This is a genomic window from Pseudomonas cuatrocienegasensis, assembly GCF_900110925.1.
In the GTDB taxonomy this organism is placed as follows: Bacteria; Pseudomonadota; Gammaproteobacteria; order Pseudomonadales; family Pseudomonadaceae; genus Aquipseudomonas; species Aquipseudomonas cuatrocienegasensis.
Window position 1 is genome coordinate 1 of the sequence record NZ_FOFP01000031.1, and the last position, 25,543, is coordinate 25,543.

Annotated in this window: 15 protein-coding genes; 7 read left to right on the plus strand and 8 right to left on the minus strand. The window is 60.8% G+C overall.

Annotation, left to right across the window (positions count from 1 at the left end):
- Positions 1-354: 354 nt before the first annotated feature.
- A complete protein-coding gene (locus tag BMW49_RS23760) occupies positions 355-669 on the minus strand; it encodes a hypothetical protein (RefSeq protein ID WP_069522207.1) in 315 nt (104 codons plus the stop codon).
- 5 nt (positions 670-674) lie between these two features.
- Positions 675-12,023 carry an RHS repeat domain-containing protein gene (locus BMW49_RS23765; RefSeq protein ID WP_069522205.1) on the minus strand — a complete coding sequence of 3,783 codons (11,349 nt, stop codon included), beginning with the start codon at positions 12,021-12,023 and terminating at the stop codon, positions 675-677.
- Between the two features lie 935 nt (positions 12,024-12,958).
- Here BMW49_RS23765 and BMW49_RS23770 point away from each other — a divergent pair.
- From BMW49_RS23770 to BMW49_RS23795, 6 genes are all read left to right on the plus strand, one after another.
- Positions 12,959-15,178, plus strand: coding sequence for a FepA family TonB-dependent siderophore receptor (locus BMW49_RS23770; RefSeq protein WP_069522203.1), 2,220 nt, complete (start codon positions 12,959-12,961; stop codon positions 15,176-15,178).
- Positions 15,179-15,313: 135 nt separating this feature from the next.
- Positions 15,314-16,810: a class I SAM-dependent methyltransferase gene (locus tag BMW49_RS23775; RefSeq protein ID WP_244168407.1), complete on the plus strand. Its 1,497-nt coding sequence runs from the start codon at positions 15,314-15,316 to the stop codon at positions 16,808-16,810.
- On the plus strand, positions 16,810-17,724 hold the full coding sequence (locus tag BMW49_RS23780; RefSeq protein ID WP_069522201.1) for an alpha/beta hydrolase: 915 nt from the start codon (positions 16,810-16,812) through the stop codon (positions 17,722-17,724). Before BMW49_RS23775 ends, BMW49_RS23780 begins: the two co-directional genes overlap by 1 nt.
- Positions 17,725-17,727: 3 nt before the next feature.
- Positions 17,728-18,018 carry an iron transporter gene (locus BMW49_RS23785; RefSeq protein ID WP_069522199.1) on the plus strand — a complete coding sequence of 97 codons (291 nt, stop codon included), beginning with the start codon at positions 17,728-17,730 and terminating at the stop codon, positions 18,016-18,018.
- A complete protein-coding gene (locus tag BMW49_RS23790; RefSeq protein ID WP_069522197.1) occupies positions 18,015-19,589 on the plus strand; it encodes a PepSY-associated TM helix domain-containing protein in 1,575 nt (524 codons plus the stop codon). Before BMW49_RS23785 ends, BMW49_RS23790 begins: the two co-directional genes overlap by 4 nt.
- Positions 19,589-19,927 (plus strand): DUF3325 domain-containing protein, encoded by a 339-nt coding sequence (locus BMW49_RS23795; RefSeq protein WP_069522195.1) that lies wholly within the window; start codon positions 19,589-19,591, stop codon positions 19,925-19,927. The genes BMW49_RS23790 and BMW49_RS23795 overlap by 1 nt, the downstream gene beginning before the upstream one ends.
- A 13-nt stretch (positions 19,928-19,940) precedes the next feature.
- Here BMW49_RS23795 and BMW49_RS23800 read toward each other — a convergent pair whose 3' ends face one another.
- The 5 genes from BMW49_RS23800 to BMW49_RS23820 all read right to left on the minus strand — a co-directional run bounded on the left by BMW49_RS23800 (position 19,941) and on the right by BMW49_RS23820 (position 24,470).
- Positions 19,941-20,780, minus strand: coding sequence for an ABC transporter ATP-binding protein (locus tag BMW49_RS23800; RefSeq protein ID WP_069522193.1), 840 nt, complete (start codon positions 20,778-20,780; stop codon positions 19,941-19,943).
- Positions 20,777-21,829, minus strand: coding sequence for a FecCD family ABC transporter permease (locus BMW49_RS23805; RefSeq protein WP_069522191.1), 1,053 nt, complete (start codon positions 21,827-21,829; stop codon positions 20,777-20,779). Before BMW49_RS23805 ends, BMW49_RS23800 begins: the two co-directional genes overlap by 4 nt.
- 1 nt (position 21,830) lies before the next feature.
- Positions 21,831-22,829 carry a FecCD family ABC transporter permease gene (locus tag BMW49_RS23810; RefSeq protein ID WP_069522189.1) on the minus strand — a complete coding sequence of 333 codons (999 nt, stop codon included), beginning with the start codon at positions 22,827-22,829 and terminating at the stop codon, positions 21,831-21,833.
- The gene (locus tag BMW49_RS23815) at positions 22,829-23,740 is read right to left on the minus strand and encodes an ABC transporter substrate-binding protein (RefSeq protein ID WP_069522187.1); all 912 of its coding nucleotides are present in this window, start codon (positions 23,738-23,740) and stop codon (positions 22,829-22,831) included. Before BMW49_RS23815 ends, BMW49_RS23810 begins: the two co-directional genes overlap by 1 nt.
- A 142-nt stretch (positions 23,741-23,882) precedes the next feature.
- Positions 23,883-24,470 carry an NAD(P)H-dependent oxidoreductase gene (locus BMW49_RS23820; protein ID WP_069522186.1) on the minus strand — a complete coding sequence of 196 codons (588 nt, stop codon included), beginning with the start codon at positions 24,468-24,470 and terminating at the stop codon, positions 23,883-23,885.
- A gap of 106 nt (positions 24,471-24,576) precedes the next feature.
- Between BMW49_RS23820 and BMW49_RS23825 the strand changes: the two genes are divergently transcribed.
- The gene (locus BMW49_RS23825; RefSeq protein ID WP_069522183.1) at positions 24,577-25,203 is read left to right on the plus strand and encodes a TetR/AcrR family transcriptional regulator; all 627 of its coding nucleotides are present in this window, start codon (positions 24,577-24,579) and stop codon (positions 25,201-25,203) included.
- 28 nt (positions 25,204-25,231) lie between these two features.
- On the opposite strand, the gene BMW49_RS23830 is transcribed toward BMW49_RS23825, so the two are convergent.
- Positions 25,232-25,543, minus strand: a 312-nt coding sequence (locus BMW49_RS23830; protein ID WP_139205717.1) for an integrase core domain-containing protein, incomplete at its 5' end; no start/stop codon positions are given.

The following is a 25,543-nucleotide window of genomic DNA, read 5'->3' on the forward strand; positions in this document are numbered from 1 at the left end:
GGGACGCATCATGAGGGTGAGCTCCAGCAAGAAATGGGAGCTCAGCATCAAGGGTGCTGCATGTCATTTGTAGATGGGGGTTATGGAGCGCTTACGGCACTTCCAGTGCTCACAAGGGCAAATCGTAGGATGGCGTTGAGCGCAGCGATACCCATTGATGATGGCGCGGGCAGGCAGAGTCTCTTATCGTACGCTCGCTAAAACCGGTGTCTCCATTTTAGTCCTCGCTCCCGATTGTTTAGTAGGTGCAATTGGCGGCTTAACGGTCAGAAGAAAAACACTACGCCCTTTTTAGTTGTTAAAGGCAATATGGTTCTGGCAAGCTCTCTGAAATTTTCATTAAGCTATTTGGAGCTATTTTCTGAGTATATCCTCCATGTGCTTATTAAAGGCCTCTTCGGATTCCCAACCTTCTAAGTACATGTCTAGCTCAGAGGCAGCCTTGTACAAATCCCTAATGTTAATCAGTTCAAATTCAGTAGAAAAATATCCTCCAGGAAGTCGCTCGCCTGTCGCTTTGTCAATCCCGCCATCTTTAGCGCGATCTATAAGGGGTTTGCATTGCCTATAGGCAGCGGCCACATCGCTACTTGAGCTTTTATATTTGAGAAATAATTTCTCTAGCCGAGAAGCTGTTTCCATTACGGCCTTTTTGTTGAATGTCTCCATCAGCTTTACCTCGAATGAATTAACAATGGATTACCATTTGTATCTGTGAGTTGCATCGGTTCATTAAATGCAGAACGCTTAGGCAGCAGTACCTGGCTTTGACCGCCAGCCTTGAATATACCATCGTCTACGACTGGAGCGATATTGCTTCTGAATACTAGAGGAGCTTGAGCTTCTCTTATAGTTGTTTGGTAAACCTTGTAAGTGCTGAATGTAGTCTGATTCGGCAATCCAAAGGATGAGCCTATATCGATTTTGCCAGCCATTAGATCATCAAGTTGAACCCTGTCCATCCAATACACAGTGCCAGGACTTGGCCCGCGAAGTTCATTTGCAGGTATCAATTTATAGAATGCATCGCCAGGCTTAGCAATCGATACGCTTGGAAGCGCATCCCCCGTACTCAGTGTTGATCTGGCTAGCCTCTGAATTTCGACTAAGGACATGTCTGGATACTGCTGCCGATATTGCTGTATTAAAAGCCTTCCCTGCTGAGAAGCTTTTGGGTCGGCAGCAATGCCAAGGGTATTAAACCCACTAGTATCGCCAATCAAACTTACATTCGATGTATTGCCTTGAACCCTACTCAGCAACCTACCTGCGCTCACCGCAGCGGATTCTATCAGCCCACCCCCCACAGCCGTCACGTTAAAAAATTTAGCATCAAACTCTTCGGCTTTGCTCAAGATGTGACCATCAAACCAGTTAATCTTCTCCGCTTTTCCAATTCCAGTCACAACTGCAATCGAATTTCCAAGCCCCACAAGCAAGGATTTGCTTCCGGGTAAGGCCAAATTAACTAAATCTAGAAAGGGGGTCCCACTTCCCGCTGTGATACTACCGACTGATGGGAGGTATGAATCCGCTCCTCGCCTTATTACCAGCGGCGCTCCCTCGCCCGCAATGTCCGTGACAGCAACAGCATCTCTTGCAACCAACTGCCTGTTCTGAGTGGCAGAGGGGCCGCCGTCCCCAACCGCTGTATTGGCGTATACGTCATACGTAATGTCATCCAGCTTCCAGTCGAGTGGCCTATCGGCGGGTGCGGCAAAGGCCATAGCGGCCGGTAGTCTCTCGGCAGTCCTTGCACCTGCACGCGCAATCTCACCATCGGTCCAACGGGCAAGCTTGGCTTGTCGCTCTAGCTCAGTGGCCTTGCCCATCTGGTTCACGGCAAAATCAGCCAGCGTATTGCCAAATGCATCTGCTGCGACTTGGGCGTAATCAGGTCTGTCGCCTCCAAACCATTTATCTTTGATCAGTGCGGAGGCATGAGCGCTGACTTGACCGCGGATCAAGCTGTTTTGGATGCCACTACCGCCATTGGCATAGCCAGCAATCGTTGCCCCGACGGCAGAGGCGGCCACATTCCTCCAACTGAAGGAGGTATCCAGGCCGACGATTTTGTTGGCCGCCATGCTGGCGGCGTAGCTCATTACACCCTGGGCGGCATACACGCTTGCACCGGCATTACCGTTTCTGAGGGCGGTGGCAGCTGTGTCAGCCCAGTTGCCGAGAGAGCCTGCCTGGGCCAGCCCGCCGATCCCGGCGGTGAAGCCTGCCGTCAGCCCCCCGGCGGCGACTTGTCGCCATGAGAAGCTATCGACAACCCCCATAGATTTACCAGCGAGCTGGCCGGCTGCCGCTCCAACAGCACCGCCGATTACAGCCGCGCCTATTGATGCGCCCGTAAGAGCGCCCACCCCGGCGGTAGCAAGACTTGTTGCTGTTGCAGCGCCTAGGGCGGACCATCCTCCCGCCATGACTGTAGCAGCCGCCCCCGCCGTAAATACAGTCGCGACCACCGCCACCACCACCATTACAACGCTGGCAAGACCGCCGCATTTCTTTTTCTTCGGTTTGGGCGGTGGCGGCGCCACCGTCCGAGGCGTGATATCGCCTATCACGTCTTTCGGGTCGTAAGGCCTGAAAGTCGTCGAGTCGTTTCGATTGGTACTTACGACAATAGGTATTCTGAGGTTGTTGCCTTCGGTAAGAGGCAATCCAGGGTCGATACCATTTGCATCTGCAATCAGATACCACATGCTCGAATCGCCCCAGATCAACTGGGCAATACGCTCAAGCGTGTCGCCGGCTTCAACGACATAGTTGATCGGTATGCGTCCAAGCTCTGCGGTCAGAATCGGCTCGAAACTATCGGTAATGGTTGGAGCACTGGCGTTACCAACATTCGCGATCGAAGAGCCCTGCTGGTAGATATAACGCTGAGAAGTACCACTGGCTTCCTGCCGGACACTAAGCTGTCCTTCACGGTTGGAGGCTAAGCGCCGCGTGAAGACGCTACCGCCGACCCCCACGGTTTGGACCAGTTCACCACGGGTAGTGTAACTATTGGTGGTTGTACCTGACTTACCACCATTAGTGCGTGTTATAGAAGCGATACCTTCCCGGTACGCATCAAAGAGCATGTAACTGCTTGAATAGTTGCCGCGGTGATTGATCGTGCCATCGGCATTGTAATAAACATAGCGATAGGTCTGTTGATTGCCTACAACGTCAATCATCCCTGATTCGCTGAAGTAACTTGTCTGCTGTAGCTTACCATTCCCATAAGAAACCTGACTAACAAGCTGACCATCACCACGGTAAATATAACCTGTTGCTGTGGAATTTTTCTGTATGCTGGCATCGCCTAAGTCTAAGTCGTATTGGTAGTCGTTTTGTGATGTGCGCTCTCCTGCCTGATTGTAGACAGCGGAATATATTTTCCTTTCCGGGCCTACAGGTGAAAACGCACCCGATTTACCAGGGCCGTGAGGTCCAGGGCTTTTTCCGGCATAGATCGTTTCAGAGGAGGTAGTGGAGTTAGAAAGCACTCCTCTTGCCACTTGGTATATAGAAGCCTCTATCAGCTCTCCTCTGTCGCTATATTTATATTTTGATCTTAGGTAAATATCTCCGACATAATCCGTATAATAGCGACGATCATCGGTATCATAATAGCTGTCAAAAACTGCTCGATCAAAATTTTCGGAGTACACCCGTCGCCCAGCAGGGTCGTAGCTCATTATGTACCCTTTAGCTACAGAGCTAGCCAGCCCACTTGGAATCCATGAGTCTGGGTGTTTTTCCTGTGTAGCCCCCGCCACTATTTTCCCATTTTTAATAAATCCCTTGGCTACCAACATGCGGCCTTCCACATCGTAGGCATACCAATCATCAATAGTCGTCGCGGCGCCGCCTTGGTTTACTGTATTCGTGTAAACCCGCCGGCGGCTATCTAACTCATCGAAGCTGTATTTGAGCGAGGTGATACGGGCGGTATTGGTTAGTGTGTATTGAGTTCCCAGGGCTCCGACCAGTTGGTTTCCCACAGGCGCGGTGGCTTCTCTCAGACGTCCTTTCTCATCGAAGGCGTAGCGTGTTTCGTTCAGGGTGCTTTGATTGACGGTTCCCGCCAGGTAACGCGCGCTGTTGATTTCGCGTATCCGATTGCCATTGAGGTCATATTCGTAACTGGAGGTACGGGTATCCTCAGCGGTTACTGTTCCCGCAGCATTCTTGGTAATTGTGCCTTCGACAATCGCTTTGCTAAGACCGTTGAGGTTGTAGGTGTAGAGTTTTTCCGATCCCGCGACAGGACCGCTGGAGCTGGGTAGGAGCAGACTGTCGCGGGTTATTTGCCCAAACCCGTTATACGTAAAGCTATAAATCCTCCCGCCTAAGTCCTTCCTTGCTGTCAACCGCCCGAAGTCCGCCGCGTTATAGGTCCAGGTGAGCGTATTATTCAGCCCATCAGTTTCTTTGACCTTGCGATTATTGACATCGTACTCAAACGCCTTCTCGATCTTCGATTCATTCCTCGTCTTGATGATATTGCCGCGCTCATCAAAGAGGGTGTACTTGGTATTGCCAGCAACGCCTGTGGTGGTGCTGGTCCAGTTGGCATTGGCGACGCTCTTGAGGGTTTCTTCGACGGCGGTGGTGCCGCTGATTTCACCGTACAGTCGCCCCGCCTGGTCGTATAGGTTGGTCAGCAGGGTGACCTTGGCGCCGTTGCGGATGATGCCGTGGTTGATGTGCTGATCCATCACGTTGTATCCATCGACCAGTACCGTGCCGAGGGCATCCTGGGTGGCCACGCGGTTGCCGTGGATGTCGACGCGGTAGTTTCGCGAGTAGCCGAGGGCATCGATGTCGCGGGTCAGTTGGCCTGCTTGGTTGTAGACGTGTTGGCGTTTGCGCAGCTCGGTGCTGGTGGTGACCCCTGTATAAGGTCCCACCCAGTCGACTTCCTGAATCAACTGGCCGAGGGCGTCGTAGCGCTTCTCATGAATCAGGCTGGCGCGGTAGCTGGTGCCGTTCTCGCGCAGGATGTCGGTGACCGGTAGGGTTTCGGTCAGGATCTGGTTGTTATGGTCGTAGGTGTAGCTGGTGATATAGCCACGGGCATCGGTGCGGCTGAGTACGTTGCCCCAACGGTCATTGCTTAGCTTAATGATCGGTGTTGTCAGGGTCAGGGTGACGTTGTTCAGGGTGTCGGCATTGATATTGGCTTCAAAGGCCGGCAGGTGTTGTTCGAGGATGCGCCCGAGCAGGTCGTTCTTCTGGTAAGTGATGCGGTCGTCCGCTGCGGTCGTGGTATCGCCGAGTTGGGTGCTGCGGCTGGCCTTGCCGGAGAGGTCGTAAGCGAACTGGGTGATGCCTTGGGCGTCGTTCTGCTGGGTGACCCGGCCGACTTGGTCGTAGCTGTAGCCGCTGACCAGGTTGCCGTTGAGCAGTTTTTGCGTGACCTCGCCGAAGCGGTTGTACAGCGCACTGTTGTTTGTGCTCTGCAGCGCGCCATTGGTGGCGGTGTACCAGTCGAGGGTGGCGGTCTGCTGGCCGAGAACGTCGTAGGTAAAGGTGCGCTTCAGCGTTTGGTTGTAGCTGACGGCCGCGCCGTTGGCAGTCCAGGCGCTCAGGGTGGCGCTGACCTGGCGGCTTTCTTCGATGCGCCGGCCGGCGACGTCGACCTTGTAGCTCTGGGTGGATCCGGCGGGGTCGATTTCCGCGATCTCATAACCGGCGGCGTCATAGCGGGTGCGGGTGTTCTGGCTCAGGCCGGCCTGGACGTTACCGCTGGCATCACTGCCCGCAGCGCGGATTTCGCGGATGATCTGACCGAAGGCATTGACCAGGTAGTTGGTGGTCGGCGAGGCAATGACGGCGGCGCTGGCGAACGGATCGACCGCGCCATTCTTGGCGGTGGCGCGTGCTGGTTCAACGACTTTGACCACCTGGCCGAGGGCGTTGTAATCGGTGCTGGTGACGTTACCCATGGCATCGGTGACGGTCTTGAGGTTGCCGACGCCGTCGTAGGTACTCTGGCTCACCACCAGGTTACCGCTGATCACGCCGGCGGAGGCCGCACCGGTCGTGGCATTGATCGTTTGTTGCCAGTAGCGCACGTTCTCCTGGGTCACCCGGCTAACCCGGCCCATGGCGTCATAGGCGTACAGGGTGCTGCGGTCCGCCCCATTGGCCGCCGGTGCGCTCGGTACGCTGCTTTCGTTCCAACTGGCCAGCTTATTGGCGTATTCAACTTGCCGGGTCAGTTTGCCAAGCGCGTCGTATTCGGCGCGCGTGTAATAGCCCATGGCATCGACGCTGCCGGTACGGTTGCCCGCCAGGTCGTAGTAGTAATAGTTGCTGGCCCCGGTGAGTACCGTGGTGCCGCTGGTATTGCGCGCTACTTGTGTCTCGCGCACCAGTTGGCCGAAGGCATCGTAGCTGTACAGCGTGGTGGGCGAGGCTGTGACCAGGGTCGAGCTGGCGACATTGCCGGTGAAGCTATAGATCCCCACTGCGTTCTGTTGCACGGCGATCTTGCGGCCGAGCACGTCATAACTGGTGGTGAGGATGCGATCCAGGCCGGCATTGGGCACCAAGGTACTGGCCGTGATGTTGCTGGCGGTGTAGTAACCACTGGCTGGAACCGCGGCAGTCAGGGCATTGGCGAAGCGCTTGACGACGGTCTGATTGCCCAGCGCATCGTAGCTGTACGCCACTACACCCTTGAGGGCATCAATGTCGTGGGTCAGACGGCCGAGGATGTCATAGACCTTGAAGCTGTCGACGAAATCTGTGGCGACGGTACCGGTGTTATTGACGCGTACCCGGTTGCGCACGGCGTTGCCGAGTGCATCGTAGGTGACCTCGGTGGTGACCTGAAGGGTGTTGGCTGTGCCGTCAGAGGCCTGCTGGTACTGGCCGGTAAGTTTGTTGTACCAGCCTGGGCTGGTGATCTGGATCTGTCGGCCGATGGCGTCGTAGGCGTAGCTGGTGATGCGCGCCTGGCTAAGATTATCCGCACTGGCGGCATTGGCGATGTTGGCACGCAGCCGACCTTCACTGCGGCTGACCACGTTGCCCAGGGCATCGTAGTCGATATCAGTTACCTGCAAATAGGTTGCGCCTGCGCTGATTAAGCGACCATCAGCATCAGTGACGGCACCTGTAGCATCGACACGTGCAACAACAATCGCAGGGGTGATCTCTTCCACCAGGCGGTTGAGGCTGTCGTAGTTATAGGTCCAGACGTGCCCATTCTTGTTGGTCAGCGTCTTGCGGTTACCCACGGCATCGTAGGTGTACGACTCCACTTTGCCAGCCGCGTCAGTGGTGCGGATCAATTGCCCTGCATCATTATAGAGGTAGCTGGTGGTGCGGGGCTGAGCCCCGGCAGTAGTCAGGGCATCGGCGATACCAGCCAGGGTCTTGGTGGCGCTGGAGGCAATCACCGTGTCGTACTGGCGGCTCTGCAGGACTTGGCCGTTATTGTCGTAGAGCGTCTCGCTGACGGCGCCATTAGGCGCCACGGTGTAGCGCACCCGGTCCATGGTGTCATAGACGTAATGGGTGATCTGATCTTGAGTGCTGCCCGTCGGGGTTATGCTCGTAACTTGATCCCCAAACCCGGCCAGGGTCTCAGCGCTCAGTGCTATGGCAAAACGCCTAGTCCTGATGAGATTACCGTTAGCGTCATAGACGCTACGGGTAATGCCGCCGAGTGCATCGACCGTATCGCGCACCATGCCGTCATTGATGTAGACGAACCAGGTGCTGTTGCCATTTGCATCGATTTTACGGGTGACCTGATCATTGATGCTGTAGCGGTATTGCGTGGTCAGGTTCAGGCCGTTGGGGTCCTGGCGTTCGCTGATGCGTCGGCCCAGCTTGTCGTAGGCATAGAGCGTGACCTGCTGATTGGGCGCGGCCGCGGTACCGCGTGCGACTTGCACCTGCTGACCAAGGCCGTCGTAGCTGTAGCTGGTGGTCAGTTTCAGACCGGCAGGATCCTGGGTAACGGTCAGCACCTGGCCTTTGCGGTCATAGGCGTAATCGGTGATGCGCTGCTCAGGCAGGCCTTCGGCGTCAGTTACCCGGACCTGGCGGCCTTGGCCGTCGAAGGTGTAGCGGGTGACGGTGTTGTTGGCATCGGTGCGGGTAATCACGCGGTTGGCGGCGTCGTAACCATAGACGGTGACGCGGCCCAAGGCGTCGGTGGTGCTGATCAGGCGGCCGGCTTCATCGTAGCTGTTGAGGGTCGACTGATTGAGCGCGTTGGTGGTGCTGAGGCGGTGACCATCGCGGTCGTAGCTGTAGGTGGTGGTATGGCCGTTGCCATCGGTGACGCTGAGGGTTTCGCCATGCCGGTTCTTGGTCGTGAGCAGGCTCACCCCATCGGGAGTGGTCACGGTCAGGGTGCGCGCGGTGTCGTTGTAGGCGTATGTGGTGACCAGGTTGAGCCCGTTCACCTCCAGGGTCACGCGCCCTTGAGCGTCAATATAAGTACTTTGTTTAATGCCTGTCGGGGAGAAGGTGTCGATGATCCGCCCGGCAGACTCGTATCGCGTCGTGGTGGTCAGGCCTCTCCCGTCGGTCCGGGCAATCACCCGGCCAAATGCGTCATAAACCGTCGAGGTGCTGCGCGCCAGGCCGCCGACATCCTCGATACGGCCGATCAGCTCACCACGTTTGTTGTAGCTCAGGCTCTGGGTCACCGTTTGCCCGCTGGCAATGGCGCGGGTGACGCTGCTCTGTTCGCCGAAGTTGTTGTAGGCGTAACTGGTGACGTAGCCCACGGCATCGGTGCTGCTGCTCAGCAGGCCGCGCGTGTTGTAGGCGTAGGTGCTGCGGTTGTCGAGCGCCGCGTTGCGGATCGCCTGCACCAGTGTTTTGACCGGTGCAGTCAGCAGACCGCCGGTCAGGCTGGCGGTGTTGGCAGCGGACAGGCGAGTGGTCAGTTGCGTACGTTCGCTGACTTCGCCAAAGGCGTTGTAGACGGTTTCGCTGACTTCGCCGAGGGCATTGACCACTTGGGTCAGACGCCCGGCGGCATCGTAGTAGGAGGTGCTGCGGTTGCCGGCGGCATCCTTGACGCTGGCCACTCGCCCAGCCGCATCGTAGCTGTAAGTCAGGCCGTACTCGGCATAGATGGCCGCCACCTGAGTCGCGGTCATGCCGACGGTAATGCGTGCTGAGGCTTCGCCGAGCAAACTGCCGGTGATCTGGCCGAAGGCATCGTAGCGCGTGGTCTGGGTGCGCGCCTCAGTCGTACCTTGGGCCGCGGTCTGCTTAATCAGGCGGCCCGCGCTGTCGTATTCGTAAGCGGTAATGGTGCCGTCTGTAGCCGTTCGTTGGCCGACGCGCCCCATGGCATCGAAGGCTGTTGTCGTTGTTTGCTTAACACCGGTCGCACTGACCACATCCCTCACGGTCGCGAAATCCGTCGTGAGGGTCACGCCTTGAACATAGACCGTGCCGTAGCGAATATCGCGGCGAAGGTTTGCAGCCTCGTCGTAGACCGTCTCCGTGACAAACTGCTGCTCATCGATGCTGCCGATCTGGCGCCCCATCGCATCGTAGAAATACCAGGTCTGCAGGTTTTCCCCCGCCTCAGGACGAAGCAGGGCGAGCGTGCCGGCAGCACGCTGTTCAGGAGTCGTCACTGTCGCGTAACGGATCACCTGCACCAAACGCCCAACACTGTCGTAGACCTGCTCACGCAGATAGCCCTCGCCATCGAGCTGCCCGGTCAGGCGTCCTGCGGCATCGTAAAAGGAGCGCACAACACGGTCGCCGGTTTGCTGTGCGATCAGCCGGCTTTGGCCATCATAGGTGTAGGTGGTGACGGTGCCTGCGGCGTTGGTCTGGGTGCTGAGCCGTCCTGCAGCATCGTAGGCATAGGTCGTGCTGCGATCATTTGCGGTGGCGCTTGGCCGTACCTGTGCCAGCGTTTTGGTTACCGCTGTGCCGCTGAACCAGGTGCTTGTGTCGGCGAGCGTGGCGTACTGTTTTTCCTGGGTTTTCTGACCCGCCGCGTTGTAGCTGTATTCGACAACGGCACCGATGCCGTCAACCTGGGCGCTGACGCGCCCAGCTTCATCGTAGAAGGTGTAAGTACGAACGCCGGTCGGGTCTTGGGTCATGACCAAGCGACCCGCCGCATCATAGGTGTACTGCGTTGCCCGCGTGACGAGGCTCGCGGCGCTTTGGCTCAAACTGATCAGGCGGCCCGCGGTGTCGTAAGCCTGAGTTGTAGTCATGCCCGCAGTGTTGGTCACCGCGACGGTACGGTTCGCCCCGTTGTACACGTGCGTGCGCGTGCCGTTGGCATCAGTCTGGCTTAGGACGCGGCCCATGCCGTCATAGGCGGTCGAACTCAAGAGGGTATTGCTTGTACGTGCGGCCCCGCGCACGGCAAGGGTCTGCAGCAGTTGGCCATGTTCACTGTAGATGTACTGCGTCACCGCTGCCGCGGCATCCAGCACGCCAGCACCGGAGGCATCGACCTTGGCATAGGTCGTGCGCTTGCTCAGGTTGCCACGGTAGTCGTAGACGAACTCGGTCAGCGTGCTGCGGCTCTTGTCCTGGGCATTGACCCAGGCGGTGGCATTGCTCAGCGGCAGCGATTGAGTTGGCGATAGCCCACTGACGTCCACCGCAGCGCTGTAGGTGATTTCTTGCTTCAGCAGACCATTACTGAAATAGATATAAGCGATGGCGGTACCCGTGGCATCCACGCTGTAGCTCAACCGGCTATTGGCGTCGTAGACGAAGCGTTTGACCTGAGCGGTTGAGGCTGGCGGGTTCGTCCACGTGCTGGTGGCTGCGTTCCAAGTCGCCGGCACGCTGTAGCGCACCTCGTTGAGCACCTGATTATCGCCGTTGTACAACCATGCGACCGTATTGCCCTGGGCATCCCGCTCCAATGTCCGGTTGCCTTGAGCATCGTAGGTGTACGTCACCGCATTGCCACGACCGTCGGTTACTTGGGTCACGTTACCCTGCGCGTCGTACACGTAACGCGTCGACAAACGCTGCCCATTCACCGCCGGCGTCTGCACCTCCAGCAACTGCCCTTGGGCATCGTAGAAGTAACTCCACACTTGCCCTGAGCCGTTGGTGACATCCGTGCGCTTGTTCGCCACGTCGTAAGTGAACGTGGTCATGCCCGAGGCATCGCTTACCGTTCTGACCCGGTACTCCGTGCCCACCAATTGGTAGGTGAACGCAACGCTCGTCCCATCACTTTGAGCCACGCTGGCGATGCGCATACTGTTGCCATCGTAGGTGTAGGTGGTGGTGTACGTCGCGCCATCGCTGATGCTGTTATCAGCCGGTGTCAGGTCCGTCGCCACGCTGCTCAGCCGACCCAGGGCGTCGTAACTGTAGTAAACCTGCTGTGTCAGCGCGCCGCCTGCGCTCGTGCGAGTGTCCAGCCGGGCCAGCTTGCCTTGCGCGTTATAGACCAGCACCAACTCCTGACCCGAAGCGCTGTCCTTGATGCTGCTCAGGCGCCCGCTGTCATCGTAGGCATACAGGATCTGAACACCTGCCGTGTCCGTCTCGGATACCAGGCGACCCGTAGCTCCGTCGTAACGCTCGACGGTGCGGCTCGTGCCATCCCTCCAGCCCCACTGGTTAGTGGCGCTGTCCCATGTCAAGGCATCGTGAGCGCCACTCCCCTCGCTTGAGTAATACGCACTGCCGTTCCAGGTATAAATCGCCTCGTGGCCGTCGCCGGTGGTGCGCACAATCGTGCTTCCCGCCGTATTACGGGTGCCGTTGAGTACGACCTTGCGCTCACCGTCCCAGCGCCAACCATCGGCATCCGCGTCGTTCAACGCGCCCAGGGTGTTGTAGGTACGGGTGTGGAAAAGGTCCTGGCCAAGGCCCGACAACTGCTCGTCGGTGTAGCGCAGAATCAGGTTGCCGTTGCTGATATTGACCAGCGACTGCCCGCCCGACTGGCCCATCGTGCCCTGGCCAAAAACACCTGCGCCCCCCAGCGAGTTCAGCGACGCATTGAACAGCCCCAATCCATTGCCGGCAACAATCGCCACCATACCCCTAACTCCCCACCCAGACGCATCGCCACGGCGATTGCAGAAAAGTCTTGGCCGCCCGCAACCGGCAGAACGGCCTCTCTACAGGGTCTTATTCCGCGATTGAGCGAAAAGTTTAGGGGTAGTGAAGAATATTTTTTAAAAGGCGAAATTTGACTGAGACGCATGAGAGAGCGGTGAGGCCAAATGATTTGCTAGACCCCAGCGGCAGCGCTTGTAAGGTCGACCTGGCTTGCCGGGGAGATGAACCTAATCCAAGAGTGGCTAAGCATTCCTGGTGGGCTTTGCTGGATACCCACCATACGAACAGCTTCTCGCATGGTGTTGTTTGCAGTGGGGTGCTTAAAAATTGCTAAAGCAAGTAATTGTATGTTTGTAAAATTATGATTTTAAAACAAATTTTATTTTAGTCCGTCCAATCCATCATCGGTGCCACGGAGAAGCGGCGGGACAGGGGAGGGCGCGTGGTGTGTGGTGTTGGGGCTGATTCTAGAGGCATTTTGGACAGCACGTTTCCGGTGTATTAACGGGGTGTGAGCAGTTGGCTATATGTCTGGCAAGCCATTGCGAGCGCAGCGCACTCGTTGTGATCACTGCACAGGCCCAGATCAGATAAATAAAGGTGTAAGTCTATCAAGAGCGACAGGCTTTCACCCGTAAACGCGCGATATCAGGCCCAGGGCCATCTGCCTCGCTGCCTATCACCGGCCTTAGGGCTGCTAGCTGGTACAGCCACATTTTCAGCCTCCTCGGCAAGTACGTGTGCCGCAGCGGCGGAAGAGCAATTGTATAATTTGTAAATGATCTTTACTTGCAAATGGTAACTAATATCATTCGGCGCAATTCCGGTGGGGAGCTCGGGCGCTGTGTGGGTTGCAGTGCTCATGGAGTACGAGTGCCCGCCGGCCCTCTAGCTATTTCGGAGAGACACGCCAATGCAGCCATGCTTCAAACTCAGCTCCCTGACCCTGGCCATGTTGATGGCCAGTGCCCCCTCAGCCTTTGCCGCAGAGGACGCCGAAGATGGGCGAGTGCAGCTGCAGGATGCCGTGGTGCTCGGTACTGCCGCAGACGAGCTGAAACAGGCGCCGGGTGTTTCGATCATCACCGCTGAAGACATCAAGAAGCGTCCACCGGTCAATGACCTCTCCGAGATCATCCGCAAGATGCCGGGTGTCAACCTCACCGGTAACAGTGCTTCGGGCCAGTACGGCAACAATCGTCAGATCGACCTGCGCGGCATGGGCCCGGAGAACACGCTGATCCTTATCGACGGCAAACCGGTCAGCTCGCGTAACTCGGTGCGCATGGGCCGCAGCGGCGAGCGTAATACCCGTGGCGATACCAACTGGGTACCGGTAGAGGCCGTGGAGCGCGTCGAGGTGCTGCGTGGCCCAGCGGCGGCACGTTATGGTTCTGGCGCTGCTGGCGGGGTGGTCAATATCATCACCAAGGCCCCGACCACGAAACACAGCGGTTCGGTTACGGCCTATACCAACGTCCCCGAAGACAGCGCCGAGGGCGATACCCGCCGGCTGGGCTTCAATGCTGCGGGCCCGTTGACCGAGGCGTTGTCTTATCGCGTTTATGGCAACTTGAACCGTACAGATGCCGACGATCTGTCACTCAACGAGGACTTCGTCAGCGCGCCAGGTGCGACGCCGCCGGCAGGTCGCGAAGGGGTGCGCAACAAGGATATGAACGGCCTGCTGCGCTGGGACCTGGACCCGCAGCAAACCCTGGAGTTCGAGGGTGGTTTCAGCCGTCAGGGCAATATCTATGCAGGGGATCGTGCCGTTAGCGCAGCGGGTACCCCGCTACTATCGGGGTTGGCCGAGGATGGCGAGGAAACCAACATCATGTATCGCCAGTCGGCGTCGGTGACGCACCGTGGTGATTGGGATTTTGGCACTTCGCAGGTGGTGGCCTCCTATGAAAATACCCGTAACCGTCGTCTCAATGAAGGGCTTGCCGGTGGGCCGGAAGGCAGCATCAATACGACCAGCGAAATGGCTACCTCTGAGCTGAAGAGCTATCGCCTGGCGGGTGAGGTAAACCTGCCGCTGCAGTTGGGTTTTGCCCAGGTGCTGACGATCGGCAGCGAGGTGACCCGAGATGAGCTGGATGACCCCTATTCCATGTCGCAGAGCACCGGCTTTGGTGGTTCGGTACCTGGCGCAGACACTGGCACTCGCTCCAGCGAGTCGGAGGCCGATAACTACGCGCTGTTTATCGAGGACAACATCGAGATCGACTCGCGTTGGATCGTGACACCAGGCCTGCGTCTGGACCATCACAGTCAGTTCGGCAGCAATTGGAGCCCGAGCCTGAACAGCTCGTACAAACTGACCGATCACCTGACTCTCAAGGGTGGTGTGGCTCGTGCGTTCAAGGCGCCGAATCTGTATCAGTCCAACCCCAATTACCTGTACTTCACCATGGGTAACGGTTGCCCCGTTGACCTGCCGAGCCTGGGCAACGGTTGCTACGTGCAGGGCAACGATAGTCTTGAGGCCGAGACCAGCCTGAACAAGGAACTGGGCCTGGCCTTCGACAAGGCCGGCTGGGGTGCGGGGCTGACCTACTTCCACAACGATTACAAGAACAAGATCACGGCTGGTATGGATCAGGTCGGGCTAACCGGGGTCAACGGCCGGATCTTTCAGTGGGAGAACGCACCCAAGGCTGTAGTCGCCGGTTGGGAAGGCTTCTTCAACGTGCCGCTGCTGGGCACTGAAGGCGAAATCCTCAGCTGGAACAACAACTTCACCTACATGATCGAGAACCACAACAAAGAGACTCGCGAGCCGCTGTCGGTCATCCCGGAGTACACCCTCAACTCGATGCTGGACTGGAGCGTCAATCAATCGCTGGATCTGTCGTTGAGCATGACTCATTACGGTGAGCAGGAACCGCGCAAGCTCACCACCCAAGGCGGGCAGGCAGAAGGTGACGCGCTGCGTACTCGTGGTGGCTACACCGTATTTGGTGTCACCGCTAACTACCAACTGAATGACACCTGGAGCTTCTCCACTGGGGTCAGCAACCTGTTCGACAAGCAGCTGTATCGCGAGGCGAACTCGGGCGGTGAAGGCGCCAACACCTACAACGAACCCGGTCGCGCCTACTTCGCTTCGGTCACCGCCGGCTTCTAAGGCTTAGCTCCTGCCCATCTCCAGGCGCCAGTCGGACTTCATTCTGCTGTTTGCAGGCAAGCCCGGTGGTCTTGGTGATGGGCGCTCCTTTGCGCCGGGCTCACGCCTGGCGTTTTTTTGTTTGGGATGCGCCGCATGACGCTCTGGCAAGACGGTTACCTGACCTCAATTCCTTACCCGCACCACGTTCATCGCGAGCTTTCGCCGAGCTGGCTGGTGGCCGTGCTCACGGCGCTGGGCTTACGTGCGCCTGCGTTGCGCGAAGGCTTCAGTTATTGCGAGCTGGGCTGTGGCCAAGGCTTGAATAGCCTGCTGCTGGCGGCTGCCAACCCGGCTGGGCGTTTTCTCGCGGTAGATTACAACGCCCAGCATATCGAGCACGGCCGTAGCCTGGCCACGGCGGCAGGGCTGACAAACCTGGCGTTTCGCCAAGCCAGCTTTGCTGAACTGGCCGAGGAAGAGATGCAGGAGGGTTTCGACTTCATCGTCCTGCATGGCGTCTATTCCTGGGTGTCGGCGGATAACCGCGCGGCTATCCGGCGCTTTGTCCAGCGCCGCCTGAACCCAGGCGGAGTGCTCTATCTCGGTTATATGAGCCACCCGGGGATGTCCGCGTTCATCGGCGCTCAGCGCCTGCTCTGGCAGGTTGCCCAGGGTGCCGCAGGCGGCCCGCGGGAGCGCCTGCGTGCTGGTCTTGATGCGCTCAAAGCCTTGCAGCAGTCGGGCGCCGGCTACTTTGCCGAGCACCCTGATGTGGCGCGCCGGCTAGCTCGTGCCGACGATGCCGACCTGGATTTTCTCGCCCACGAACTGCTCTGCGAACATTGGGCGCCGCTGCACTCGGCCGAGGTGATCGGCGATATCGCCGCGCTTGGCGGGCAGTTTCTCGGCAGCGCTACGCCCCTGGAGAACATCGATGCGCTGTCGTTGCCGGGACACTGCCTGGCGTTGTTGCAGGGGCTGGAGGCACCTGCTCTGCGCGAGACAGCCAAGGACCTGGCGCGCAACCAGGCGCAGCGCCGCGATCTGTTCCAGCATGGGCTGCAGTCGCTGGACGCGGAGCACCATCGCCAAGCGCTGCTCGCCAGTTGCTGGGCGGCGTTGCCCGGTGCGCCGGCAAGTGGCGCCCTGGTGTTCGATACGCGTATCGGCCCGGTGCAGGGCGATGCTCAACTGTTCAGCCCTGTGCTGCAGGCGTTGGCTGCAGGGCCATGCAGCTTTGCCGAACTGCTGCGCCAGCCAGCCCTGGCCGCACAGCCGGGCAACCTCAGCCCGGCCCTGCAGATGCTGCTGTGGGCCGGCCATGCCCACCCGCTAATGGATGCCCCTGTGGCGCCAGAAGCCTGCCAGGCGCTTAACCGGTTGCTCGCCGAAGGCGACCTGCAAGGTGCGCGCTACGGCCATTTGGCAGCGCCGAGTCTGGGCGCGGCCATCCCCGTGAACCGCCTGGAGATGGCCGCTGCACGGGTGCTGCTGGAGCATCCTGAGCTTAGCGGCGAGCTTCTGTACGAAACCGTGTTGGCGTTGCTGCGACGTTTCGCCCTGGCTGCGGGGGTGCCAGAGCGCGAGCAGTTGCAGGCGTTCGAGCGGCACACGTTGCCGATCTGGCGACAACTGGGTGTGGTGGGCTAATGAAGGCATTACTGCTGTGCCTGGCGTTAATGCCGCTGTTGGCGTTGGCCAGGCCTGAACTTGAACAGACACTGGGGCCTAACCTGGCGGACGAAGGATCGGCGCATTACCGCTTTGAGTCGTTCGAGCTGACATCTGCCGACGGTGCACGACAGTACCGGATACGCCTGGCCATTCCCCGGCGCGAAGCGCCACCCAGGGGTTATCCGGTGCTCTATCTGCTTGACGGCAACGCGGCGTTGATGGCCCTGCGCGAGGATTGGCTGGTCGAAGTGCAGCAGGGCCAGCCACCGCTGCTGGTGATGATGGGGCCGGCCAGTAACCTGCGTTTGGATCTGCCGGCGCGGGTGTTCGATTACACCCCGCTGCCGCCGGAAGGCGTGGCAGCGCTGGATGCCAGCCTGGGTAACCGGGCCACCGGTGGTGCGCCGGCGTTCCGCGAGTTGCTGGCCAAACGCATCAAGCCCGAAGTGGCCAGGCGGGTGCGAGTGGATGTCGCGCGGCAGGGCATCTGGGGCCATTCATTGGGTGGGCTGTTCGTGCTCGACACTCTGCGTGTCGAGCCGAATGCTTTTCGCTTTTACATCGCCGCCAGCCCGTCGCTGTGGTGGCAGTCCGGGTTGTTACTCAAACGCTTCGAAGGCTTTGCTGGTGGCTTGGGGCAACTCTTGGTGTTGCAGGGCGGCGCCGAGCGCGACGGCCTGCACGCTGCAGACGATTCGCCGCGTGCACAAGCCATGGCCGCGGTGCCGGCGCATGCCGCGCGCGAGCTGAGTAAGCAGCTGGGCCGATTGCCCGGTATGCAGGCGCAGTATCACGAGTTCGCCGGCCTTGGCCATGGCCCCATGCTCGCCGCATCGCTGCGACCAGCCTTGCGTCTGGCCGCCGGCTTGGCGCCTTTTGTTGAGGAGTGACCTATGGCGATCATCGCGCCGGCCTGGTGGCCGGTAGTCTGCCGAATACTGGCGGCGATTGTGGGCGGCTATGCCTTCACCTATGCCTGCACGGCGGCGCTGGCGCGGGTGTTGCCCTTGCCGGCGGCCGATGCGGTGTGGGTCGCCTCGTTGCCAGCATTTGCCCTCTATACCCTGGCCATGCTCTGGGCGTTTGCCGCGCGCAGCCTCTGGCGGGCCTGGTGGGGCGTCGCCCTGGCGCTGCCGCTGGGATTGCTCGGCTTCTGGCCGCTACTGATGGAGCGCTTGGCATGAAGCAGACCCTGACGCAGTCGATGGCCTGGCTGCACACCTGGGGCGGCCTGGTGTTCGGCTGGTTGCTGTTCGCTATCTTCCTCACCGGCACCCTGGCGGTGTTCGACAAAGAGCTCGACCTGTGGATGCGCCCGGAAGTCCCGGCGCAGAAGGTCGAGCAGAGCCAGGCGTTGCAGCGCGCGCTGGAGTATCTGCAGGCCAAGCATCCGCAGGCCGAACGCTGGAACATCAGCCTGCCCAGCGAGCGTTCGCCGACCCTCGGGGTGTCGGCCGGTAACCAGCGCCGTGGTGGTGGTGAGCTGCTGAACCCGCAGACGGGCGAGCCGCTGGCTGTGCGCGAAACAGCCGGTGGCGGGTTCTTCTTCCGCTTTCACTTCACCCTCAATATGCCGCGCACGCTTGGCATCTGGCTGGTTGGGCTGGCCGCCATGGCCATGCTGGTAGCGTTGGTCAGCGGCATCGTCATCCACAAGAAAATCTTCAAGGAGTTCTTCACCTTTCGCCCCGGCAAAGGCCAGCGCTCCTGGCTCGACGGGCACAACGCCAGTGCGGTGCTGTTGCTGCCTTTTCATTTGATGATTACTTACACCGGCCTGGTGATTTTCCTGCTGATCTATATGCCGGCAGCGGTCGATGCGCTGTATGGCGACCGCGAGGCGTTCGGCCGCGCGCTACGCGGTGCGCCAGTCGAGCAGCAGGCCGGGCGCGGCGGCGAGCAGGGCGCCCGTCACGAACGCGCTGAACGCCCGCGTGCGGCGCCGGCCCCGTTGGCTGCACTCGGCCCGCTACTGGCAGAGGCCGAGCAACAGATGGGGCCGTTGGCCGGGCTGTCGATTGATCACCCTGGGCGCAGCGATGCGCGTATTGAGGTCCGGCCGATCCTGGGCAACCGCATCGAGCTGACCAAGGGCCGCAGCATGCTGTTCGATGGCGTTAATGGTGCGGTCTTGCGCGCGCCGGCCGAGAGCAGGCCGAGTCAGTTGACCCAGCGGGTAATGGCTGGGCTGCACTTTGCCCAGTTCGGCGGCTACCCGATGCGCTGGCTGTATTTCCTTTGTGGCCTGGTCAGCAGTGCGATGATCGCCAGCGGCCTGGTGCTGTTTTGCGTCAAACGGCGGCGCAAATATGCCAGTGAGGCGCCCGCAGCGCGGCGCGTCTCTCACTTGATCGAGGCGCTTAACCTGGCGGCGGTCGCCGGCCTGAGCCTGGCGTGCATCGGCCTGCTGTGGGCCAACCGTCTACTGCCTGTGGAGCTGGCGCAGCGCGCCGCCTGGGAGGTCAACGCATTCTTCGCGGTGTGGTTGCTCAGCCTGCTGCATGCGCTGTGGCGCCCGACGTTGCGCGGTTGGGGCGAGCAGCTTGGGCTGTCTGCGCTGCTTTGTATGGCGCTGCCTTTGCTCAGCCTGCTGACCCTGCCAGAGCCGTGGGCGCAGCCACTGCATCAGGCATTGGAGTTGACCAGCCTGGCGTTAGGCATGGCGTTGGCCGGGTTGGCCTGGCGCGTTTATCGACGCCAAGAGGCTGCGCCGCCGCTGCCCAGGCGCGGCGCTGTCATGCAGGAGGCGCTCTGATGATGACTTCGTTTTTCGCTGGCCTGTTGCTCGCCTATGCCGGCATGGCGGCGCTGTGCCTAGGCATGGAGCGGCACTTCAAACAGGTCTGGCAGCACTTGCCTTCACCCGGTCAGCGGCAGGCCTTGCGCTTGGCCGGCTGGGCGCTGCTGGCGGGCAGTTTTGCCGCGTGCGTCCTGGCCTGGGGCTGGGCGATGGGGCCGGTCGGCTGGCTGGGTCAGGTGTCGTTGGGCGGCTTTTTACTGCTCATGCTGCTGCCGTATTGGCCGCGTCTGGCCGTGCTGCTGCCGGTGTTCGCAGCGCCCTGGCTGGGGCTGGTGGGTGTGATTCAGGGCTAGGCGCGGCGGCGTGCTACCCCTCGGTAGGCCGCGTGCTGCGCTGGATGCCTGCAATGATTGGGGTGGCGCTGAGCGGATCCTGCAGCAGCACGCAGCGCACGCCGTAGAGGCGCTCCACCAGCTCGGCGGTGACGACGTCGCTGGGCGCGCCTTGCGCGATGATCTGGCCCTGGTGCATGGCCACCAGATGATCGGCGTAGCGGCAGGCGCTGGACAGGTCATGCACCACCATGACGATGGTCTTGCCGGCTGCCGCCAACTGGCGGATCAGCTCGAACACTTCGATCTGGTGGCCCAGGTCCAGCGCCGAGGTGGGTTCGTCGAGCAGCAGCAGCGGTGTGGCCTGGGCAATCGCCATGGCGATCCAGGCACGCTGGCGCTGGCCCCCGGACATCGACTCCAGCGGCCGCTCGGCCAGCTCCAGCAGGTCAGCCGCCGCCAGGGCGGCGTCAACGATAGCCTGATCCTGCTCACTCCACTGGCGCAACAGGCTCTGATGCGGCTGGCGGCCGAAGCGGATCAGCTCAGCCACGCTCAGGCCATCCGGGGCGCTGGCGTCCTGGGGCAGCAGGGCGAGGCGGCGCGCCACCTCGCGTGAGGGCAGGCTGGCGATGGCCTTGCCATCCAGCAGCACCGCGCCGGCGCTGGGTTTGTGCAGGCGCGACAGACCGGCGAGCAGGGTGGATTTGCCGCAGCCGTTGGGGCCGACGATGGCGGTCACCTGACCGGGTGGGATGAGCAGGTCCAGGTGCTCGATCACCTGGCTGTGCGCGTAACCCATGCTCAGGCCGCGGGCTTCCAGGCGCACCGCCGCGCAACTGCCGTCGGTGAGTAATGTGGGGAGCGAGGTCATGGCGAACTCCGTGACGATTGGCGCAGCAGGATCCACAGCAAATACGGTGCGCCGACGATGGCCGTGATGATGCCGACGGGGATTTCGATGGGCGCCAGCAGATGGCGGCCGAGCCAGTCGGCGAGAATCATCAGCAAGGCGCCGCACAGCGCGGCGTTGAGCACTGGAACGCCGTGCCGGGCACACAGGTGACGGGCCATTTCCGGGGCGACCAGGGCGATCAGCCCCACCGGCCCGGCAACTGCCACTGCCAGCGCGGTGAGCCAAACGCAGAGCAGCAGGCTGAGCACGCGCATCAGCCGCAGGCGCACGCCCAGGCCAATTGCCACGCTGTCGGAAAAGCGCATCAGGCTCAGCGCCCGCACCAGCAGTTTGGCGGCCGGTAGGCCGAGTAGCAGGCCGCCGCCGAGCAGCCAGACGGCTTGGCTCGGGCGCGCATTGAGGCTGCCGACGGTCCAGGGGTAGGCGGCGTTGGCGGCGTCAATGTCGGCGCGGGCCAGCATCAGGTTGGTCGCCGCGCCGAACAGCGCACCGATGGCGATGCCGACGACGATAAAGCGATAACCGCGCGCACCGCCGCCGGCGGCCAGGGCGAAGGTCAGCACGGCGGCGGTGGCTGCGCCGGACAGTGCCAGGGCCGAAGGCGCCAGGCTGGTCGGCACGGCGACGATGGAGGCGACGGCAAAGGCGGTGGCGCCATTGTCGATGCCGATCACCCCGGGTGTGGCCAGACGGTTGCGCGCCAGGGTCTGCAGCAGGCAGCCGGCAGCGCCCAGTGCGGCGCCGCTGAACAGGCCGGAGAGCAGGCGCGGCACGCGCAGTTCGCGTATCAGCAATAACTGCATCGGCTCACCCTGGCCAAAGGCGGCGCGTAACGCAGCCCAGGGCGTGAGGCCATTGGCGCCGAAGGCGAGAATCCAGGCGCTGCTGAGCAGCAGGGCCAGGCACAGGAATAGGGCCACCGTGCTGCTGCGTCGGTGCAGCAGCAGGCTGTAATCGCCCAGGCGGAGCACGCAATGAGCGGTGAGGGGTGGGCTAATCCTGGGCATCTCAGAGCGTCGGCAGGCGATGGCCGCGAATCACGGCGATCAGAATTGGGGCGCCGACGAAGGCGGTAATCACCCCCACCGGCAACTCGTAGGGGCGCACCAACAGGCGCGAGAGGGTGTCGGCAAACAGCAGCACGCAAGGCCCGAGCAGCAAGCTCAGGCCTAATGTACGGCGGATATCCGAGCCAACCAGGCGGCGGGCGATATAGGGCACGATCAGGCCGATAAAGCCAATCGGCCCGGCTGCGGCGGTGGCGGTGCCGACCAGCAGGGCTACCGCCAGCAGCGTGCCCAGGCGGGTCAGTTGCGGGTGATGGCCCAGGCCGCTGGCGACCCGTTCGCCGAGCGCCAAGGCTGCCAGTGGACGTATCAGAGGCAGCGCCACGGCGAGGCCGAGCAGCAGGCCTGGCAGGCTCCAGCTCAGGGTATCCAGCGGGCGCCCGGCCAATGCGCCGATGATCCAGAAGCGCATCTCATCGGCGGTGCGCTGATCCCACAGCAGCAACAGGCTGCTCAGTGCGCCGAGCAGACCGGAGAAGGCCGCGCCGGCCAACACCAGGCGCACCGGATCTTCGCCGACGCCGCGCATCTGTGTGACCAGCAGCACCAGCGTGCAGCCCAGCAAGGCGCCGAGCGTGGCCACGCCCAGGTGCAGGCTGGCGGCCGAAGCGCCCAGGTTGATCGCCAGTACCACAGCAAACGAGGCTCCCGCGCTAACCCCGAGCAGGCCCGGCTCGGCCAGCGGGTTGCGGGTGACCGCTTGCAGCAGCACGCCGGCACCGCCGAGGGCCAGGCCCACCAGCAGGGCCAGTTCGGTGCGCGCCCAGCGCAGTTGCAGGACAACGAAGCGCGCCTCGTCATCGGCATGGCCAAGCAGTGCTTGCAGGCTGGCCCACAGGCCCACATCACCGGCACCCAGCAATAGGCTCGCGAGGATCAGCGCCAGCAGGCACAGTGCGGCGAGGCCCAGTGCCCGTGGCAGGGATAAGCGTGAAGGCATCAGCGCGCCAGGGCCTTCTCCACGTCGTCGAGGATATGCTGGGCGGCCAGGTAGCCGGAGCTGCTGCTCCAGATCTGCCCGTCGACGCTGATCACTCGGTCATTTTCGACCGCTTTCAGGCGCGTGAAGGCCGGTTGTTGGCGGGCATCGTCGAGTGCCTTGCGGCCGTCCGGGTTGAGCGTGGCGAGGAAGATCCAGTCGGCGTCGACCTTGGCCAGGTTCTCCAGGCTGATAATGTCGCTGTGCGGCTTGCGCTGCTGCGCGGCAGCCAGCTCGTTGGCCTTAAGCCCCAGTGTCTGCAGCAACTGCCCGACGAACAGGTGGCTGGACATGATGAAAGGCCCCTGGGGGTTCCAGCGCACCACGCTGACCTGCTGATCTTGCGGCATGCGCTCGCGTAGAGCGGCGATGCGGGTGTCGATCTCGGCGATGCGCTGCTCTGCTTGTTCGGACTGATTCAGCGCCAGGGCATAGGTGCTGTAGGTCTGGCGCCAGTCCTGGAAGGTGCCGCCTTTGGGAACCACGGTGGGCGCCATCAGGCTGAGTTTGGCGTAGAGATCGTTTGGCAGATCGCCGGAGGCGAGGATCAGGTCCGGCTGCAGGGCCAGAATGGCTTCCAGGTTTGGCTCGCGTACGCTGCCGACCAGGGTGATCGTGCCGGCCTTGGCCTTGAGGTAGTGCGGCACGTCGCTGCCACCGCGGCTGGCCAGGCTGCCCAAGGGCTGAATGCCGAGAGACAGCGCTGCATCCAGGGCGTTTTCGCCGAGGGCGACTACGCGCTGCGGCGTACCGCTGAGCTCGACGCTGCCGTAGGCACCGTCAATAGTCCGTGCAGCAGCCAGCAATGGGGTACTCAGTAGCAGGCCGGCGGTGAGCAGCGCAGCGCCGCGTAAGAGGGACGTCAGGGACATGACAAACTCCTGAAAGGGCCGCGCAGGGCGATGAAAATCGAAAGCAAGCTCGCTTTTTAGCTGAGCTATTAATGACAATCCATCGCATTTACGTGGTCTTTACATCCTCTGCCGATCTGTCTGCGGTGGCTGATGCAGTGTTTCATTGCTTTTCGAACAGTTTGCTGCCGAGGCTCAGGGCGCTTTGCAGGTGCGGGGTGGGGTCAAGGGTTTCGGAGTCGAATAGCAGGGTAGAGCCGATTACGCGTGCGCCGCAGTAGTCGAAGATGCCGTGGTCGATCTGTGAGTGCATGGCCTGGCGATAGCCATGTTTATCAAAGGTTTGCGCATCCGCCCCGGCGACCCCGAGCAGGTGTACGGTCAGGCCTTGTAGCTTTTTCACATGGCCCCTCTGGGGGCTGAAGTCGAAAGCCCAGCCATTGGAAAATACGCGGTCGATCCAGCCCTTGAGCAACCCGGGCATAGACCACCAGTAGACCGGGAAAACCACTACCAGGCTGTCTGCGCGATCAATGCGTGCTTGCTCTGCGACGATATCGGCCGGCGGCGTTGCCTGATGGCGGTGGACTTTATGGTCGGCCGGGCCGAAGCGCGGGTCGAAACCCTCTGCCGACAGGTCGGCGATTTCAGCGCTATGCCCAGCCTTGGCAATACCGCTACCGAGTTGTTTGGCAAGCTGGTGGGTCAATGACAGTGGATCATGATGGGCGACGACAATAAGGGCATGCATGCTGGGCTCCTGCGGATCGATTGCGGCACGCGGTGGCGGCCGATATGCTGGGTATAGGTTACTTTTGGTAAGTTACCTTTAGTAAGTTACTTTTGGTAGGTTATGTATGTCAACGGATGAATCGCACTTGAAACCACGTCGCCGTCTGGCTAGGGGTGAACGTCACCGGCAGCTTCTGGACCTGGCTTGGCAGTTGGTCAGGGAGGGGGGCACGGATGCCCTGAGCCTGGGGCGCCTTGCAGAACTGGCGGGAGTTACCAAACCGGTGGTCTATGACCACTTCGGTACGCGTGCTGGGCTGCTGGCCGCACTCTACGAGGAGTACGATGCTCGTCAGGCGGCCCTGATGGACGCAGCCTTGCACGTCAGCGAGGTCACCTTGGCAGGGCGTGCGCAGGTCATCGCCTCGTCTTATGTCGAGTGCGTGCTGCAGCAGGGGCGGGAAATTCCGGGGGTTATAGCGGCGCTGGCCGGCTCACCAGAGCTGGTAGCCATCAAGGCCGAGTACGAACTACTGTTTATGGAGAAGTGCCGCCGCGTGCTCGCTCCGTTCGCCGGGAATGGGCAAATCTCCACTGCCAGCCTGCGTGCAATGCTGGGCGCTGCTGAAGCACTCTCGCATGCGGCAGCCACTGAGGAAATCAGTGCGCATCAGGCTCGCGACGAGTTGCTGGCGACCATTGTGGCGCTGGTCGAGCGCAGTGCTCAGGCGGGATTGTCTCCGCCGCCGTAACTGCCCACCTAGGGGCTGTATGTAGTGGTCAACTAATCCCGGACACTGCGTTAAGTTTTTCTTCCGCCACGGCAGGCGGGAGTCCGCCATTGAATTGATGTGGCCGTTGCCAGTTGTACCGTTGCATTAAAAACCGTCCGATATCTTGCTGTGCGAGCGCAGCGCTCATGTAACCCACACTCGGCACCCATTCTGTTTTCAAGCTGCGAAACAACCGTTCCATTGGCGCGTTGTCGTGGCAGTTTCCGCGGCGGCTCATGCTCTGTTTGAACCGATAGCGCCACAGTCGCTGGCGGAAGCTTCTGCTGCCGTACTGGCTACCCTGATCACTGTGGAACAG

Excerpts from the sequence above, each read along its gene's own strand:
- BMW49_RS23760 (WP_069522207.1), bottom strand. The coding sequence starts at position 669 with ATGGAGACATTCAACAAAAAGGCCGTAATGGAAACAGCTTCTCGGCTA.
- BMW49_RS23765 (WP_069522205.1), bottom strand. The coding sequence starts at position 12,023 with ATGGTGGCGATTGTTGCCGGCAATGGATTGGGGCTGTTCAATGCGTCG.
- BMW49_RS23770 (WP_069522203.1), top strand. The coding sequence starts at position 12,959 with ATGCAGCCATGCTTCAAACTCAGCTCCCTGACCCTGGCCATGTTGATG.
- BMW49_RS23775 (WP_244168407.1), top strand. The coding sequence starts at position 15,314 with ATGACGCTCTGGCAAGACGGTTACCTGACCTCAATTCCTTACCCGCAC.
- BMW49_RS23780 (WP_069522201.1), top strand. The coding sequence starts at position 16,810 with ATGAAGGCATTACTGCTGTGCCTGGCGTTAATGCCGCTGTTGGCGTTG.
- BMW49_RS23785 (WP_069522199.1), top strand. The coding sequence starts at position 17,728 with ATGGCGATCATCGCGCCGGCCTGGTGGCCGGTAGTCTGCCGAATACTG.
- BMW49_RS23790 (WP_069522197.1), top strand. The coding sequence starts at position 18,015 with ATGAAGCAGACCCTGACGCAGTCGATGGCCTGGCTGCACACCTGGGGC.
- BMW49_RS23795 (WP_069522195.1), top strand. The coding sequence starts at position 19,589 with ATGATGACTTCGTTTTTCGCTGGCCTGTTGCTCGCCTATGCCGGCATG.
- BMW49_RS23800 (WP_069522193.1), bottom strand. The coding sequence starts at position 20,780 with ATGACCTCGCTCCCCACATTACTCACCGACGGCAGTTGCGCGGCGGTG.
- BMW49_RS23805 (WP_069522191.1), bottom strand. The coding sequence starts at position 21,829 with ATGCCCAGGATTAGCCCACCCCTCACCGCTCATTGCGTGCTCCGCCTG.
- BMW49_RS23810 (WP_069522189.1), bottom strand. The coding sequence starts at position 22,829 with ATGCCTTCACGCTTATCCCTGCCACGGGCACTGGGCCTCGCCGCACTG.
- BMW49_RS23815 (WP_069522187.1), bottom strand. The coding sequence starts at position 23,740 with ATGTCCCTGACGTCCCTCTTACGCGGCGCTGCGCTGCTCACCGCCGGC.
- BMW49_RS23820 (WP_069522186.1), bottom strand. The coding sequence starts at position 24,470 with ATGCATGCCCTTATTGTCGTCGCCCATCATGATCCACTGTCATTGACC.
- BMW49_RS23825 (WP_069522183.1), top strand. The coding sequence starts at position 24,577 with ATGTCAACGGATGAATCGCACTTGAAACCACGTCGCCGTCTGGCTAGG.